We start from the raw sequence: 16,203 nt of genomic DNA, 5'->3' as shown, positions 1-16,203 counted from the left end.
CACTCTTGATCGCTTGCGTTCTGTTTCGTACGCACCGGCAGCGAAACGAAGTATGGGGGAGGCGCTTGTCCAACTCCATCGAACAATTATTTCGCGCAATGTCACGCGCCAGGCGGGCGTTTTTGCGTGGGAGCAATGCACCGTGGACGGCTGAGAAGCGTCGCGCGGACATGGTCGGCGCAACGTGCAGAAGGGTTCAGTTCAACGCAAGCGTCACGATGCAGCAGAGCACGAACACAAGCAAAGCGGCGGCAACGGCCACATCGACTGGATAACGCATCTTCACTCGCACGGGCGTTTAGACAGCCTTTATCGTAATCACCTGACGGAAGACGAAAAAGCGGCCAGTTAGCGGCAATGTGCGAGAACTAACGCTGCGCGACGAACGTCGGCGAGGGCCTGTTCGCGGCAGCGCTTCCAGTGGGAATAACGTTACTGCGAGGGTTGCTGCGGCTTCGTCTGCGGCGCGTTTTCGAATAACATGCGCGGCGGCTTGCTGGCCGCGGCGAGGTCTTCCGACAGGCTCGTGCGCAACGTCGCGATCGCCTGGTCGGGATTGGCGGGCTTCAACTGTTCGCGGGCGAGCGAGTCGTACACGTAGTGACGCAGCATCGGGTCCTGCGTCCTGTTGAGCACGTCGTGATACACGGCGACGATGTCGCCCGGGCGTCCGCTCAGCGCGTACAGTCGGCGCAACTGTTCGAGGTCGTTGATCACGGCGAAACCGGGGCCGATGGGAGGCATTGGACCCATCGGCCCCATCGGACCCATAGCGTCATGCGGTTCTCGCGCGCCGTCGCTATGTGGCGCTTCGCCATGATGAAAGGTAGGCGGCGCCGGCAGATTGTCTTCCGCATAGGCGGCCATTGCGGCCACGGTCAGCACGGCGGCCACCGCCGCGCCAAAAATCTGTTTTTTCATGAGGTCGCTCCTATCGACAGAGCGCCGGCGCGACAGTGCGCCGACTCATCCTAACGATAGACGAGACGCCGTTGTGCCGGGTTACACACTGGCTTCTCGACGCTTACGAAGTCTTGCGCCCATGCCTTTCGCCAGGCGAGCGATTCGCGTCGCGCGGCGTGCGGGAATGGCGCATGCGCTGGCGCAATAGCGTGGGATGGCGCATGATTGACGCAATGTGCCGTCCGACCCCACAACCGCGCAACGCTGTGGCGGGGCGCGGCGCACCGGATACCGCGGGCGCCTGCATCGCGTGAACCTTGCGGCGAGGCGCCCGTGGCGATTGTTCAACCGTAAAGGAGGATTTCGCATGGACCGACCTGATACCGCCAATCCGTTTGGCGATTTCACCAAAATGCTGGAGCAGTTCAAGCTGCCCGGTTTCGACGTGCCCGCCATCATGGAAGCACGGCGCAAGGACGTCGAAGCACTGGTTCAGGCGAATCAGACAGCGTTCCAGGGCATGCAGTCGCTCGCGCAGAAACAGGCCGAGATGCTGCGCACGACGCTCACCGAGTTGCAGTCGCTAACGGGGCAGCTGGCGGCGAGCGGTTCCACGCCTTCGGCGAAGACAGCCGAGCTGATCCAGCAAAGCTTGCACAAGTCGCTCGCGGATATGCAGCAGCTCGCACAGGCGGCGTATCAGACGCAAGCCGAGTCGTATGCGGTGATCGCCAAGCGCGTGGAAGAAAACGTGCAGGAATTGCGCTCGCTTCTGCAACAGCAACAGCCGAAGAAGTAACGCGCAAGAGTGCTGAATCTCTTCTCTGCGGCAGGTGTTGCACAGCGCCAATGCCGCGAATGGCCGTCGGATTCCGTCGAGCCGTTCGCGGCTTTTTCTTGTTTTGAGGCCGCCCCGAATGCGGCGCAATGTGCGTCAGCGCACGCTTCTACGTTGCCTGCTTCGACGCCGCTTCCTTCGCCGGACTTTTCGAGCTTTGCGAAGTCGACGATTTATTGCCCGCGTCCGCAATCACGCGATGCACGAAGCGCAGTTTGTCCACTACGGGCACGGCCAAAGTGAACGGATAACCGTCTGCCATGCCGAGGCTGCGGTTCAGGCTGTTCAATGCGTAGGTGAGCGGATACCAGCGCTTCATCAGATTATCGAAGCTTGCGTCTTCAACCGGCGTGCGGTCGGTCAGCGTCGGTTCGCTGGGATCGTCAGGTAGCAGCGCGACGCCGTACGAGGTCGATGTGTCCAGCACGTCGACGATCAACATGTAGTGCGCCCACGTCTCCGCCCAGTCTTCCCACGGATGCATCGTCGCATACGCGCTGATGTACGACGCCTGCCAGTCGGCCGGCGCGCCGTCGCGATAGTACGCGTCGAGTGCTTCGCCATAATCGGCGCGTTCGTCGCCAAAAAGCTTGCGGAACGGTTCGAGCCAACGCGGGTTGTTCTCCACCAGTTGACTGAAGTAGTAGTGGCCGATTTCGTGGCGGAAGTGGCCGAGCAGCGTGCGGTACGGCTCGCCCATCGCGGTGCGCACTTTTTCGCGGTGGGCGTCGTCGGCCTCGGCGATATTCAGCGTGATGAGTCCGTTGTCATGCCCGGTCATCACACGTGAACCGTCGCCGCCGTCCTCCAGAAATTCGAACGCGAGACCGTGCTCGGGATCTTCCTGGCGCGACTCGATATCGAGGCCAAATTCGGCCAGCGTGTACAACAGCCGGCGTTTCGCCACTTCCAGCCGATACCAGTAAAGCCGGTTATCGGGCTCGCCGAGATTGGGAATGGTGTGTGTCAGCTGGCATGACTGGCACAACGTGTCCTCCGAATCGGCGGGGATCATCCAGTTACAGACGTTTTCAACGGAGTAGTTATGGCATTGCCGGTAAAGCGCGCCGTCCGCTTCCGGGTGCAGGCTGCGCCAGCGCCTTTCGCCCGCGTCTTCGAAAGCGCTGATCTCACGCAGTTCCGGCACATAGCCGAGTAGCGCCTCGCAGCGCTCGCACAGGACGTTCTCGAAGAACACGAGGTGCGAGCAGCGATTGCAGTGGAACGTTTTCATGGACGAAGCCTGAGCGGTGAGTGACGGTAAGGAGCGTGGACGTCGCGCAATGTTCATGCCGCATTTGCCAGACGTCACCGCTTTAACGCACAGTATGGGCATGATCGTGCATCGGCGCCGCCTCTATTTGGTGCACGGCGCTGCCAACAGCAGTACCGTGGCCGCATGCGGCTTTCAGACGAACGGCATAAAGCTTGCTTTTGGCGGGCTGCCAACCATAGACCAGGAGTCCGGTGTGTCCATACGCGTCGCGTTGAACCACGTCACACATTACCGTTACGACAGGCTGGTTGCGCTGTCGCCCCAGGTCGTGCGTCTGAAGCCTGCGCCGCATTGCCGGACTCCGATCCTTTCTTATTCGATGCGGGTCGAGCCGGCGCAACACTTCATCAACTGGCAGCAGGACGCGTTCGCCAACTATCAGGCGCGGCTCGTTTTCCCGGAGAAGACGCGTGAGTTCAAGGTGACTGTCGATCTGGTCGCCGAAATGGCCGTCTACAATCCGTTCGATTTCTTTCTCGAGCCGTCGGCCGAAAAATTTCCGTTCGACTATTCGCCTGACCTCGCTCTCGAACTCGCGCCGTATCGCGTGAAGCGCCCCATGACGCCGCGCTTCGCCGAGTTCGTTGAAAGTATCGACCGCGCGCCGACCGCGACCGCGGACTTCCTCGTCGCGTTGAATCAACGGCTGCAACGCGAAATCCGCTACCTGATCCGGATGGAGCCCGGCGTCCAGACGCCCGAGGAAACGCTCGTGAGCGCCGCCGGATCGTGCCGCGATTCGGGCTGGCTGCTAGTCGAGACGTTGCGCCAGCTGGGCCTTGCAGCGCGCTTCGTGTCGGGCTATCTGCTGCAGCTTGCTCCCGATATCAAATCGATCGACGGCCCGAGCGGCACTGAAGTCGACTTCACCGACCTGCACGCATGGTGCGAGGTCTATCTGCCAGGCGCCGGCTGGATCGGGCTCGACCCGACTTCGGGTCTGCTTGCGGGCGAAGGTCACATTCCGGTCGCCTGCACACCGGAACCCGGCAGCGCCGCGCCGATTTCGGGCGCGGTGGACGAATCCGAGGTCGAGTTCAGTCACACCATGTCGATCAGCCGCGTGCTCGAAACGCCGCGTGTGACCAAGCCCTATAGCGACGAAGTCTGGAGCGACGTCCTCGCCATGGGCGCGCACGTCGACCGTCGACTCACGGACATGGACGTGCGCCTCACGATGGGCGGCGAGCCGACGTTCGTGTCGGTGCGTGACCGCGACGCCGCCGAATGGAACACGGACGCGCTCGGCCCGACCAAACGCGGCTACGCCGTCGCGTTGATGGACAAGCTGCGCTCACGCTACGGCGCGAACGGCTTCCTGCATATCGGCCAGGGCAAGTGGTATCCGGGCGAGCAGTTGCCGCGCTGGGCAATGTCGTTGTACTGGCGTGCCGACGGCGAGCCGTGCTGGCAGAACCCCGAGCTGTTCGCCGACGAACGCGAACCCGGCACCTACACGGCCGCCGACGCGCAACGCTTTCTCACGCACCTCGCCACGAAGCTGTCGCTCGACGAAGACTGCATCCTGCCCGGCTTCGAAGATGTCTGGTACTACCTGTGGCGCGAGCGGCGTCTGCCCGTCAACGTCGATCCACTCGATGCGCGACTCGACGACGAACTCGAACGCGTGCGTTTGCGCCGCGTGTTCGACGCGGGACTCGGCGGCGCGACCGGCTATGTGCTGCCGCTTGCGCGCGAGCGCGATGTGCCGCACGAGGCGCCGAAGTGGGTCAGCGGCCGCTGGTTCTTTCGCGACGAACGCATGTATCTGATTCCGGGCGATTCGCCGATGGGTTATCGCCTGCCGCTCGATTCGCTGCCGTGGGTGTCGAAGACCGACTATCCGTATCAGCACGCACACGATCCGTTCGCGCCGCCGGTGCCGTTGCGTTCGGCCGCGCAGTTGCGCATGCAGTACGACGGCGAGCGGCACGAAATGACTGGTGCTGACGCGCGGCGCGCTGCGGCGTTGTCGTCGTCGGCCGGCGATCTGTTGAGCGGCATGCCCGGCAGTGCCGTCCTCGCGTATGCGCCGCAGCGTGGCGATACCGGCGCGTCTGTTGCGCCCGCGCGCGGCGAGTCGTCGAAGGAAACGCTTCGCACCGCGATTTGCGTCGAGGCGCGCGATCCGAAGCGCGCGGCCGGTCCCAAAGCGGAAGCCGATGGGCTCGGCAGCGGCCGCTCGCTCCTGCACGTGTTCATGCCGCCGCTCACCGAACTGGACGACTATCTCGATCTGCTGGCCGCCGTCGAAGCAACGGCTTCTGAATTGCGCATGCAGGTCGTGCTCGAAGGCTATCCGCCGCCGCGCGATGCTCGCCTGAAGATGTTGCAGGTCACGCCCGACCCGGGCGTGATCGAGGTGAACATTCATCCGGCAGCGGACTGGGATCAACTGGTCGATCACACCGAATATCTCTATCAGTCGGCGGCGCAGAGCTATCTGAGCAGCGAGAAGTTCATGACCGACGGGCGCCACACCGGCACCGGCGGCGGCAATCACCTCGTGCTCGGCGGCGCGACGCCCGCCGACAGTCCGTTCCTGCGGCGTCCGGATCTGCTCGCGAGTCTGATCGCGTACTGGCATAACCATCCGTCGCTTTCGTACCTGTTTTCAGGGCTTTTTATTGGCCCGACGAGCCAGGCGCCGCGCATCGACGAAGCGCGCAACGATCAGGTCTATGAACTCGAAGTGGCGTTGCGCGAATTGCAGCGGCAGATCGATCTGCTCGGCGGACGCGACAGTGCGAATCTGCCCGCGTGGATGATCGACCGCTCGTTGCGCAACATTCTGATCGACGTTACGGGCAATACGCATCGCGCGGAATTTTGCATCGACAAGCTGTACTCGCCCGATGGACCCACGGGGCGCCTCGGCCTGCTCGAATTGCGCGGTTTCGAAATGCCGCCGCACGCGCGCATGAGCCTCGTGCAGCAGTTGCTGCTGCGCGCGCTCGTCGCCCGTTTCTGGCACACGCCGTACACGCAGCGGCTCACGCGCTGGGGCACGGAACTGCATGACCGGTTCCTGCTCGGCACCTTCGTGAAGATGGATTTCGACGACGTGCTGGACGAACTGAACCGCGCGGGTTTCGCGTTCGACAGCAGCTGGTTCGCACCGCACTTCGAGTTCCGCTTTCCGCTGGTCGGCGAGACCACGGTGAGCGGCGTGTCGCTGACCATTCGCAATGCGCTCGAACCATGGCATGTGATGGGCGAGGAGGGCTCGCCGGGCGGCACGGTGCGTTATGTGGATTCGTCGGTGGAGCGTCTCGAGGTGCGCGCGCTGGGGCTTAACGAGAACCGCCATGTGCTGACGGTCAACGGCGTGCCCGTGCCGTTGCAGCCGACCGGCCGCGTCAGCGAATATGTGGCGGGCGTGCGGTTTCGCGCGTGGTCGCAGCCTTCGGCGTTGCATCCGACCATCGGCGTGGACGCGCCGCTCACGTTCGATCTGGTCGATACATGGAATGGCCGCTCGGTGGGCGGATGCCAGTATCATGTCGCACATCCGGGCGGGCGCAACTACGAGACGTTCCCCGTGAACGCCTACGAAGCCGAAAGCCGGCGGCGCGCACGGTTCTTCGCGTCGGGCCATACGCCGGGGCCGCTTGCAGTCGATGCGCCGCAACGCAGCCTCGAATTTCCGTTCACGCTCGATCTGCGCTACTGGTAAGACAGCTCACCTTCAATAACGACACGACCTTGGCTTTTCAATCGACTTTTCCCTTCGAAACGTCCGCGACCCGCGCGGACGCTTCGTCCCTGTTGCGGCTTTTACCCGCTCACGAGGGACACTGGGACGAGTTGCGCGACGCGTCCGGCGCGCTGCGCGCCCCGTGGCGGCAGTTCTTCGAACGGCTCGGCGAAGACGGCATCGCGCGGCTCGAAGGTCACCGCGCTTCGGTCGCGCAGCAGATCCGCGACAACGACATCAGCTACAACGTGTACGCGGATAACGGCGAGCCGCGCGCGTGGGCGCTCGATCTGCTGCCGTTCCTGATCAGCGAAGCCGAGTGGGCGCATATCGAGCGAGGCGTCATACAGCGCGCGCATCTGCTCAATGCGATTGTCGCCGACATCTATGGGTCGCAAACCTTGCTCCAGCGCGGACAGTTGCCTCCCGCGCTGGTGTTCGGTCATCCCGGCTATCTGCGCCCCGTGAAGGGCTATGCGCCGCCTGGCGGGCAGTTCCTGCAAGTGGTCGCAGTGGACCTCGCGCGCGCGCCCAACGGCGAGTGGACGGTGATGGCGCATCGCACCGAAGCGCCCTCCGGCCTCGGCTATGCGCTGGAAAACCGGCTGATCGTTTCGGCGCTATTTGCCGATCCGTTCCGTTCGATGCATGTAAGCCGCCTCGCGCCGACCTATTCGCAGTTGATGTCGACGCTGGTTCAGGCGGCGCAGGCGACCATGCGTCACGATTCGCCTCGCGCCGATGCTTCGCCTCATATTGCGTTGCTCACGCCGGGGCCCTTCAGCGAGACTTACTTCGAGCACGTGTTTCTCGCGCGCTACCTGGGCGTCACGCTGGTGGAAGGCAAGGACCTCACGGTGCGCGGCGACATGCTTTATCTGAAGACGCTCGCCGGTCTGGAACGCGTGCATGTCGTGCTGCGCCGTCTGGACGATGCGTTTTGCGATCCCGTGGAATTACGAGCCGACTCGACCATCGGCGTGCCGGGCCTGCTGCAGGTCATGCGTGCCGGCAACGTGATCGTTTCGAACGTGCCGGGCTCCGGCTTTGTCGAGTCGCCCGCCTTGCACGGATTTTTGCCCGGCATAGCCGAAACGCTGTTCGACGAAGACCTCGTTTTGCCGAGTGTAGCCACCTGGTGGTGCGGCGAACAGGCGGCGCGCGAGCACGCGTTCGCGCATCTCGAAGAAGCCTTTATCGTGCCCACGTGGCCGGTTGCGGCCCGCGATGCGCCGCCGGGCGTCGAGCAGGGCAGGCAGCGGCTGTCGGCGTGGCGCGAGCGTATCGAGGCGACGCCCGGCAACTTCACGATCCAGCAGGCGCAGCGTCTTTCCTGCACGCCGCGTTACGAGGACGGCACGATTGGCGGGCGTCCTTCCGTGTTGCGCGCGTATGCGATCGCCGATGCAAACGGCGGCTGGCACGTCATGCCCGGCGGCTTCACACGCATGGGCGCCGAGCGGCAGGCCACGGTATCCATGCAGTACGGCGGCAGCAGCGTCGACACGTGGGTGCTGTCCAGCCAGCCCACGTCGACCTTTACGCTGCTGCCTTCGCCGATGCAGCCTGCGGACCTCGCGCGCAAGCATCGCACCGTGTCGAGCCGCGCTGCGGAGAACCTCTTCTGGGCCGGACGTTACGGCGAACGCGCGGAAAACAACGTGCGTTTGCTGCGCTTCATTCTGGGCTCGCTCGAAGGCAGCGATGCCGACACGATGCTCTCGACACTCGTCGAACTTGCGCTGCACTGCGGACTCCTGCAGGCAGGCGACATCACTGTGCCGCACACGCCGCAAGCATTCGAGCGCGCGCTGGTCGCCAACCTGAGCGAGAGCACGGGCGCCGCGAGCATCGGCCAGAACCTGAACTGTCAGGCTCGCTCGAATGGCGAAGTGCGCGGGCGGTTGTCGAACGATCATTGGCGCATCATTCTTGCCGCGCGCAACGACTTCCGCGACGCATTGCAGACGCTGATGCCGGCTGCCGGTATCAGCGACGCTTCTCCACCAGCAGCGCTGAACGGCCGTGCTACGAATGGCAGCAGCCGTTACGACCGCGTCACGCTGATGAACGCGCTCGAACGGCTGTCGGTGCAATTGTCGGCGATCAGCGGCGCGCAGGGCGACCGTATGACACGCGACGAGGCGTGGCGGCTCCTGTTCGTCGGGCGGCATATCGAACGCGTGTCGGCCATGACCACGTTTGTGCGCGTGGCCGCCGACAAAGGCCAACTGGCAACGCCGGCCGGTTTCGATCTGCTGCTGCAATTGTTCGACAGCACGCTCACCTACCGCTCGCTTTATCCGGGACGCTTTGAAGTGCCGGCTCTGCTCGATCTGCTTGTAATCGAGCCGACCAATCCGCGCGGAATTTATGGTGTGTACGAGCGGTTGCGCAAGAAGCTCGACGAAATCGCGGTGGCTGCGGGCAGCACGCGGCATCGTCCGTTTGCGGAATTGATGCCGCCTGCCGCGTCGTTGCCTACGCTTGCGTCGCTGTGCGAGGTTGACCGGGAAGGCGAATATTGCAGTCTGACTGCGGTATGCGATCAGATCGGCGGGTTCGTCGGCGCGGCGGCGCATGAAATCAGCGCGCGCTATTTCAGCCACGCCAGCACGGTCGCTTCGCAGGTGTGGTCATGAAAAACGCGCCGGTCGTGCTGTCGGTTTCGCACCGCACCACGTATCACTACTCAACCTATGTCGAGACCGCGCAGCATCTTGCGACTATCCGGCCTATTGTCTGCGCCTGGCAGCGGGTCGTGTCGCACGACGAACGCATCGAGCCGCGGCCTTCGTATCTGAATAGCCGTATCGATGCGTTTGGCAACGACGTTCTCTATTTCGCGCTCGACACGCCGCATGAGCGGCTGCAACTCGTCAGCGAAACGACCGTGGCGCTCACGCCGCGCTGGGCCGATCTCGATCCTCAGGCCACACCGGCGTGGGAAGAAGTGGCCGACGCGCTCGAATTTCGCGTGGGCGGAGAGTTTCGGGCCGAGGCGGAGTTCTGTTTCGCGTCGCCAAATATCGTGCCGCGGCCGTCGCTGCGCGATTATGCGTTGCCGAGTTTTGCGCCCGGCACGCCGGTTGCCGCCGGTGCGATCGATCTGATGCACCGCATTCACGAGGACTTCGCGTACAAGCCTTCGGCGACCATGTTCGATACGCCGGCCGAGCGTGCGTTCGAATTGAAGAGCGGCGTGTGCCAGGACTTCGCACAGGTGATGATCGGCTGCTTGCGCTCGCTTGGTTTGCCCGCGCGCTACGTGAGCGGCTATCTGCGAAATGATCCGCCAGCGGGGCAGCCGCGGCTGATCGGCGCGGATGCGTCGCATGCCTGGGTGTCGGTGCATTGTCCCGGCAGCGGCTGGATCGACCTTGACCCAACCAACGACGTGCTCGCCGATACCGACCATGTCACGCTCGCTATTGGCCGCGATTACAGCGACGTGTCGTTATTGCGCGGCATGATCCTCGGTGGGGGCGCGCATCGCGTCGAAGTGGGCGTGACGGTTCTCGGGCTTTAACACCGGGCCTCTGCTGCGTAAAAGTACTTGACGAAGTGCATATGCACACCTAGACTGCGAAGCATGAACCGTCCTCTCTCTTACGACGAATGCAATTGCTTTGCGCTGCGCCAGGCGGCGCGGCACATCACGCAGCTGTACGAGCGCCATCTCAGCACGGTGGGGGTCACGGCAGCGCAATTCACCATTCTCGCGAAACTCGCGCGCACGCCGAACTTGCCGATCCTGGATCTGGCAGACGCAATGGTGATGGAGCGCACCACGCTCGTGCGCGCCATGAAACCGCTGCAACGAGACGGGCTGGTGGTTGCTGAATCGGCTGAACACGACGGCAGAACGTATCTGTTCAGCCTGACGGAGAAAGGCGAGAAGACTTTCGATCAGGCGGCTATCGCATGGCGTGCCGCGCAAACTGAGTTCGAAGAGAAGTTCGGACGCGATCGCGCCAAAGCATTACGCGCCGAGTTGTTCACAATTACCGGCTAAGGCCGAAGCATGGCTCGCAAATAGTTGTCGTTTGCGAGCTTTTTTATAGCTACGTGTGTGCGTATGCACTCATTGGAGTTGCAGCGATGGAAGAGCCATTCGACGACGATTGTTTCGCGATCCGCCAGGCGGCGCGTTATGTCTCGCAGATCTACGATCGCCATCTGGCAAGCGTGGGCTTGACGATCACACAGTTCTCCTTGCTTGGCCGCCTCAAGCGCACTGGCCCAATGACGATGAAGCAACTGGCTGAAGCCATGCGAATGCAGCGCACCACGCTGGTCCGCACGATCCAGCCGCTACGCCGCAGCGGGCTGCTGTTGAGCGAGGCACACGGCCCAGACGCACGAGCGCTGTCGGTCACGCTCACACCAGAAGGTGAGGCACGGCTCGAGGCGGGGCGTAAGCACTGGCACGCCGCGCAGGCTGAATTCGAGCACAGCTTTGGCGGGCAACGTGCGCAAGCGTTGCGCGGCGAATTGTTCGCGATCACCGGCCACTTGTGAATTGAGCACAGAGCCATGACCGGCCGATAGCAATCAACGCAATGAACGCAATGAACGGGCGCCATGAATCGGCGCTATTTTTTCAACTTCACCAGTGCATACGCACACATATAACCATCATGTCCACTACACCTTCGACTGTTGCGCCAGCGGGCGCCGCGCAGGCCGCCAAACCGGCCAGGCGCGTTCCGTGGATGCTGCTCGCGATCATCACGGTGCTTGCCGTGCTGGCGCTCGCCGCGTCGTACTGGTTCTTCGTGGGACGCTTCGTCGAAACGACGGACGATGCCTACGTGGGCGGCGACGTCACGGTCATGGCGCCGAAGGTGAATGGATTCGTGGCTGACGTGCTAGTGAAGGACAACCAGTTCGTGCACGCGGGGCAAGTACTCGTGAAGCTGGACTCGCGGGACTACGACGCACGCCTCGCGCAAGCCACGGCAGAGGTCCGCAGCGCCCAGGCCGCCGTGACCGAATTGCAGGCGAAGAAATCCTTGCAGCTTGCAACGATCGACGAACAGAAGGCGGAAGTTCGCGCCAACGGTGCAGAACTGACGCGCAGCGCAGCGGATCAGGCTCGCTATCGCGAACTCGTGAAAGACGACGCGGTATCGAATCAGGTGGTGGAGCGTGCTAATGCGGATCTCACCAAGGCGCATGCCGCGGCGGATCGCAGCGGCGCGTCGTTGATCGCGGCGCAGCGGCAAATAACCGTGCTCGACGCGCAGATCGGCGACGCACTGGCCCGCATTGCCACTGCGGAAGCGGCGCAGCGCGTGGCGGCGTTGAACGTCGAGTACACCACCATTCGTTCCCCGATCGACGGCTACGTAGGCAACCGCACCGCGCGCGTCGGACTGCTCGCAAACACCGGCGTTTCGCTGCTGACGGTGGTGCCCGCGAGCGGATTGTGGATCGACGCGAACTTCAAGGAAGACCAGCTGAAGAAGATGAGCGTCGGCGACACGGTCGATGTCGATCTGGATGCTTCCAGCACACGCATTCGCGGCGTGGTGGATAGCCTCGCTCCGGCAACCGGCGCAACCTTCAGTGTGCTGCCCGCCGAGAATGCGACTGGCAACTTCACGAAGATCGTGCAGCGCGTGCCGGTGAGAGTGCGCCTGGCCGTGCCGCAGAACATGCAAGGCGTGCTGCGTCCCGGCCTCTCGGCGACGGTAAAGGTTCACCTCGACCACGTGGACCACGTCGATCACGCCGGCGCGCAAAACGCACCGGCTCGCGGATAAACCATCATGACCGACGCTTTCGCGAATCCCGCCGACCAGCCGACGCGCACGAAGGTTTTTGCGTTCGCGCTGATGTGCCTCGGCTTTTTCATGGCGACGCTCGATATCCAGATCGTCGCGTCGTCGCTCAAGGATATCGGCGGCGGCTTGTCCGCTAGTCAGGACGAACTGTCGTGGGTGCAGACGTCGTATCTGATCGCTGAAATTCTCGTGATTCCGATGTCCGGCTGGCTTACGCGCGTGTTTTCCACGCGCTGGCTCTTCGCGTTCTCGGCACTTGGCTTCACTGTCACGAGCATGTTGTGCGGACTCGCATGGGACATCAATTCGATGATCCTGTTCCGCGGCCTGCAAGGTGCGCTCGGCGCAGCGATGATTCCGACCGTATTCACGACGGCGTTCGTGTTGTTTCCGGGCAAACAACGCCTGATCGCGTCGACCACGATCGGCGCGCTTGCGTCGCTCGCGCCGACTGTGGGGCCTGTAATCGGCGGATGGATAACGTCGCAATGGTCGTGGCACTGGCTGTTCTATTTGAACCTGGCGCCCGGTCTTGTCGTCGCGTTGACGGTGCCGAAGTACGTGCATGTCGACAAAGCCGATTTGTCGCTGTTGAAAAAAGGCGACTACCTTGGCATAGCGCTCATGTCCGGCTTTCTCGGCTGCCTCGAATATGTGCTCGAAGAAGGGCCGCGCAAGAACTGGTTCGGCGACGACGTAATCGTTCTGTGCACATGGATATCGGCTATCTGCGGATTTCTTTTCCTGGTGCATGCGTTTACCGCAAAGGAACCGATTGTCGATTTGCGCGCGTTGGCGGTTCGCAATTTCGGCATCGGCAGTTTGCTGTCGTTTATCACGGGCATTGGGATCTTCTGCACCGTTTTCCTGACGCCGGTATTCCTGTCGCGCGTTCGCGGTTTCGACTCGCTGCAGATCGGCCTTGCGTTGTTGTCGGTAGGCTGTTTCCAGTTGCTGGCGCTCGTCGCGTACTCGACGCTCGCGCGCTTTGTCGATATGCGCCTCCTGATGGTGTTTGGTCTCGTGTTGTTCGGCCTTGGTTGCTATCTGTATGTGCCGCTCACTCATGAATGGGGCTGGCAGGAGTTGCTGATTCCGCAGGCGCTGCGGGGCATCGGTCAACAGTTCTGCATTCCCCCAATCGTCACGATGGCGCTCGGCTCACTACCGCCGTCGAGACTTCGGTCCGCGAGCGGCCTCTTCAATCTGATGCGTAATCTGGGTGGCGCAATCGGCATTGCAGTGAGCAGCACGATGCTGAACGACCGGCTCAATTTGCACTACGAGCGGCTCGACGAACACTTGACGGCGGGTCGTCCGGTAGTCGAATCGATCTTGCAACAGCAAGCCGCGCATTTCGCGGCACTCGGTGGAAACGCGTTGAATGCAGCCAATGCAGGGCTCGGCGCATTGCATGCGGTTCTGATGCGAGAAGCCTTGGTGCTCACTTTCTCCGACACTTTTCTCGCCGTGTCGCTGTGTTTTGTCGTGGGCTTGCTGAGCGTGTTTTTCTCGCGCCCATTCGGAAATGCCGCGCCCCCGCCCGATGCTCATTGAGGACCTGATGATGAAAACGACCGCTCTCAAAGTACTGACAAGCGCTCTAACGTTGGCGCTTGCCGCGTGCGCCGTGCAGCCGGCGACGCACGCGGATCTGCCGCAGACGGTGAGCGTGCTCGCGCCGCAAGCATGGAGCGTGGACGCGCCGCAAGACAGCGTGAGTGCCAACGTGTGGTGGGACCAGTTTGGCGACCCTGTCATGCATCGGCTGGTCGAGTCGGTATTGACCGGCAATCTCGATGTGCAGGCGGCAGTGGAGCGCGTCAGGCAGGCGCAGGACCTGGTCACGCAGAATCGCGCTGCTTTGCTCCCTGAGTTGAATGCCGGCGCCAACGCCTCGTATTCGCGTCAAAACACGCCGCCGCCGCTCGGATACGTGCGCCAGGCGGGTGCCGGCCTCACGGCCAGCTGGGCGCCCGATGTATTCGGCGGCGAGCGTCTGGCCGTTCTGGCGGCGCAAGCACAGGTGTCGGGCCGGCAGTCGGCGTTGAACGAGGTACGGCTTGCGCTCGCCGCCAATGCGGCAGCAGCCTATATCGATCTGCGTTGGGCTCAGGCGCAGTTGCAGATTCTCAACGAGAACGAGCAGATACGCGCTCGTGCGCTGAAGCTCACGCAGCAGCGTCTGCATTACGGCCTGTCGTCACAACTCGACGTTGCGCGCGCGCAGAACCAGTTGCAGGACTTGCAGGCGCAGATTCCACGCATGCAGACGGCCGTGCAGCATCAACTGAGTTTGATCGCTGTTTACTCGGGACGCACACCGGAGAGCGTGGATAGCCTGTTGCTCGCCGATGCGCGCGACATTCCCGTGCCTGCACAACGAGTGCCGCAAGTGCTGCCATCAGAAGCATTGTTGCAGCGGCCCGACGTGCGCACCGCGTATGCCACCGTCGAGCGGCGCGCCGCAGAAGTGGGCGTTTCGAAAGCAGAGCGCTACCCCAAGTTCAGGTTGAATCTCGCCGATGGTTTGCTGGCCTCTTCGTACCTTGGGCTGCCCACGCTGACCGATAACCTGTTTAGCGCCGCATTGAGCGCGACGAGCCCGATTTTCAACGCCGGCCGAATCACCGCGAATATCGACGCGAGCGAGAGCCGCATGCGCGAATCGCAACTTGGCCTGCAGCAGACGATGCTGCAAGCGCTAAAAGAGATCGAAGACACGCGCAGCGAACTGGTGAATGGCACTGTACAAGTCGAGCGCCTCGGCGGCGCGCTGGATGCGTCGAATCAGGCGTTGCGTTTGTCGAGTGACCTTTACAAAGGCGGTGCGTCCAGTTTCCTCGATGTCCTCGCTGCGCAGGAGGCGTACTTGCGCGACGCCGAATCGCTGAACCAGGCAAGGCGCGAGCATGCGCTTGCCGCCGTTGCCTTATATCGTTCGCTGGGCGGCGGCTGGGACGTTCCTGAAACGGTGACGGCAGTGTCGTCGAATAATTGACCTGCTATGTGACCGGTGCGCTGTGGGTTGAGATTGTGCGGGCATGCAGAATGCGTGGCGGAAGTGCAGGCGGGAAGGCGGTTGGCTTACGCCTTGGTAACGCTACAATCCGATGACACGACGAAGCCGACGAGGTCATGATGGCACGGCCGTTCTTCACAATTGGGCACTCCACGCGCACGCTGTCCGAACTGATTGATTTGCTCAATACTTCGGAAGTCGAAACATTAGTCGACGTGCGCAGCATTCCACGTTCTCGCACTAACCCGCAGTTCAACCGCGATACGCTACCGGAGTCGTTGGCGCCGGCACATATCAAGTACCTGCATCTGGCGGAACTCGGAGGGCGTCGTGGCCGGCGCAAAGATGAGGGCCCGTCTCCAAACGGGTACTGGACGCACCCCGCGTTTCGAAACTATGCCGATTACGCGATGACGGACCCTTTTCAAAAGGGCCTGGCAGAACTTCGCGAACTCGGACATTGCAGGCGCTGCGCGATCATGTGCTCGGAAGCAGTGTGGTGGCGTTGTCACCGGCGCATCATTACGGACTATCTGCTGATGCACGGTGAAACGGTAATGCACATCATGGATGCGCATCACGTGAACCCGGCGACTATCACGCCGGGTGCCAGCGTGCAGCCCGACGGTTTGCTCGTCTATCCGGCGCAGTCCGCTTAGCATTGAAGCGGACCGGTTT

Annotated in this window: 12 protein-coding genes; 10 read left to right on the top strand and 2 right to left on the bottom strand. The window is 62.6% G+C overall.

Translation table 11 applies throughout. The features are described 5' to 3' along the window. Positions 1–432 precede the first annotated feature (432 nt). Entirely contained in the window at positions 433–921 is a 489-nt protein-coding gene (locus J2W46_RS11670; protein ID WP_310353820.1) for a hypothetical protein, read from the bottom strand. Positions 922–1,270: 349 nt separating this feature from the next. On the opposite strand from J2W46_RS11670, the gene J2W46_RS11665 reads away from it, so the two are divergent. Then, a complete protein-coding gene (locus J2W46_RS11665) occupies positions 1,271–1,702 on the top strand; it encodes a phasin family protein (protein ID WP_310068971.1) in 432 nt (143 codons plus the stop codon). A gap of 148 nt (positions 1,703–1,850) precedes the next feature. Here J2W46_RS11665 and J2W46_RS11660 read toward each other — a convergent pair whose 3' ends face one another. Beyond that, a complete protein-coding gene (locus J2W46_RS11660; protein ID WP_310353818.1) occupies positions 1,851–2,975 on the bottom strand; it encodes a zinc-binding metallopeptidase family protein in 1,125 nt (374 codons plus the stop codon). 235 nt (positions 2,976–3,210) lie between these two features. On the opposite strand from J2W46_RS11660, the gene J2W46_RS11655 reads away from it, so the two are divergent. The 9 genes from J2W46_RS11655 (at position 3,211) to J2W46_RS11615 (ending at position 16,184) form a co-directional block, all read left to right on the top strand. After that, complete coding sequence (locus tag J2W46_RS11655) at positions 3,211–6,693, top strand: transglutaminase family protein (RefSeq protein WP_310353815.1); 3,483 nt, start codon at positions 3,211–3,213, stop codon at positions 6,691–6,693. Between the two features lie 29 nt (positions 6,694–6,722). Further along, positions 6,723–9,356 (top strand): circularly permuted type 2 ATP-grasp protein, encoded by a 2,634-nt coding sequence (locus tag J2W46_RS11650; RefSeq protein WP_310353812.1) that lies wholly within the window; start codon positions 6,723–6,725, stop codon positions 9,354–9,356. Beyond that, entirely contained in the window at positions 9,353–10,243 is an 891-nt protein-coding gene (locus J2W46_RS11645) for a transglutaminase family protein (protein WP_310353810.1), read from the top strand. Before J2W46_RS11650 ends, J2W46_RS11645 begins: the two co-directional genes overlap by 4 nt. A 63-nt stretch (positions 10,244–10,306) precedes the next feature. Continuing rightward, positions 10,307–10,729 (top strand): MarR family winged helix-turn-helix transcriptional regulator, encoded by a 423-nt coding sequence (locus tag J2W46_RS11640; protein ID WP_020068132.1) that lies wholly within the window; start codon positions 10,307–10,309, stop codon positions 10,727–10,729. A gap of 86 nt (positions 10,730–10,815) precedes the next feature. Next, positions 10,816–11,235, top strand: a complete 420-nt coding sequence (locus J2W46_RS11635) for a MarR family winged helix-turn-helix transcriptional regulator (RefSeq protein WP_020068133.1) — start codon at positions 10,816–10,818, stop codon at positions 11,233–11,235. Between the two features lie 119 nt (positions 11,236–11,354). Next, entirely contained in the window at positions 11,355–12,482 is a 1,128-nt protein-coding gene (locus J2W46_RS11630) for an HlyD family secretion protein (protein ID WP_310353797.1), read from the top strand. A gap of 6 nt (positions 12,483–12,488) precedes the next feature. Further along, positions 12,489–14,060: a DHA2 family efflux MFS transporter permease subunit gene (locus J2W46_RS11625; RefSeq protein WP_020068135.1), complete on the top strand. Its 1,572-nt coding sequence runs from the start codon at positions 12,489–12,491 to the stop codon at positions 14,058–14,060. Positions 14,061–14,070: 10 nt separating this feature from the next. Next, positions 14,071–15,504 carry an efflux transporter outer membrane subunit gene (locus J2W46_RS11620; protein WP_310353794.1) on the top strand — a complete coding sequence of 478 codons (1,434 nt, stop codon included), beginning with the start codon at positions 14,071–14,073 and terminating at the stop codon, positions 15,502–15,504. A gap of 140 nt (positions 15,505–15,644) precedes the next feature. Beyond that, entirely contained in the window at positions 15,645–16,184 is a 540-nt protein-coding gene (locus J2W46_RS11615; RefSeq protein WP_310354148.1) for a DUF488 domain-containing protein, read from the top strand. Positions 16,185–16,203 lie beyond the last annotated feature (19 nt).

This window comes from Paraburkholderia strydomiana, from assembly GCF_031456815.1.
Classification (GTDB): domain Bacteria; phylum Pseudomonadota; class Gammaproteobacteria; order Burkholderiales; family Burkholderiaceae; genus Paraburkholderia; species Paraburkholderia caledonica.
This window is presented reverse-complemented; position numbering and strand designations above follow the sequence as displayed.

Coding starts and splice junctions, on each gene's coding strand:
- J2W46_RS11660 (WP_310353818.1), bottom strand. CDS start 2,975: ATGAAAACGTTCCACTGCAATCGCTGCTCGCACCTCGTGTTCTTCGAG.
- J2W46_RS11615 (WP_310354148.1), top strand. CDS start 15,645: ATGGCACGGCCGTTCTTCACAATTGGGCACTCCACGCGCACGCTGTCC.
- J2W46_RS11645 (WP_310353810.1), top strand. CDS start 9,353: ATGAAAAACGCGCCGGTCGTGCTGTCGGTTTCGCACCGCACCACGTAT.
- J2W46_RS11630 (WP_310353797.1), top strand. CDS start 11,355: ATGTCCACTACACCTTCGACTGTTGCGCCAGCGGGCGCCGCGCAGGCC.
- J2W46_RS11635 (WP_020068133.1), top strand. CDS start 10,816: ATGGAAGAGCCATTCGACGACGATTGTTTCGCGATCCGCCAGGCGGCG.
- J2W46_RS11665 (WP_310068971.1), top strand. CDS start 1,271: ATGGACCGACCTGATACCGCCAATCCGTTTGGCGATTTCACCAAAATG.
- J2W46_RS11625 (WP_020068135.1), top strand. CDS start 12,489: ATGACCGACGCTTTCGCGAATCCCGCCGACCAGCCGACGCGCACGAAG.
- J2W46_RS11620 (WP_310353794.1), top strand. CDS start 14,071: ATGAAAACGACCGCTCTCAAAGTACTGACAAGCGCTCTAACGTTGGCG.
- J2W46_RS11640 (WP_020068132.1), top strand. CDS start 10,307: ATGAACCGTCCTCTCTCTTACGACGAATGCAATTGCTTTGCGCTGCGC.
- J2W46_RS11670 (WP_310353820.1), bottom strand. CDS start 921: ATGAAAAAACAGATTTTTGGCGCGGCGGTGGCCGCCGTGCTGACCGTG.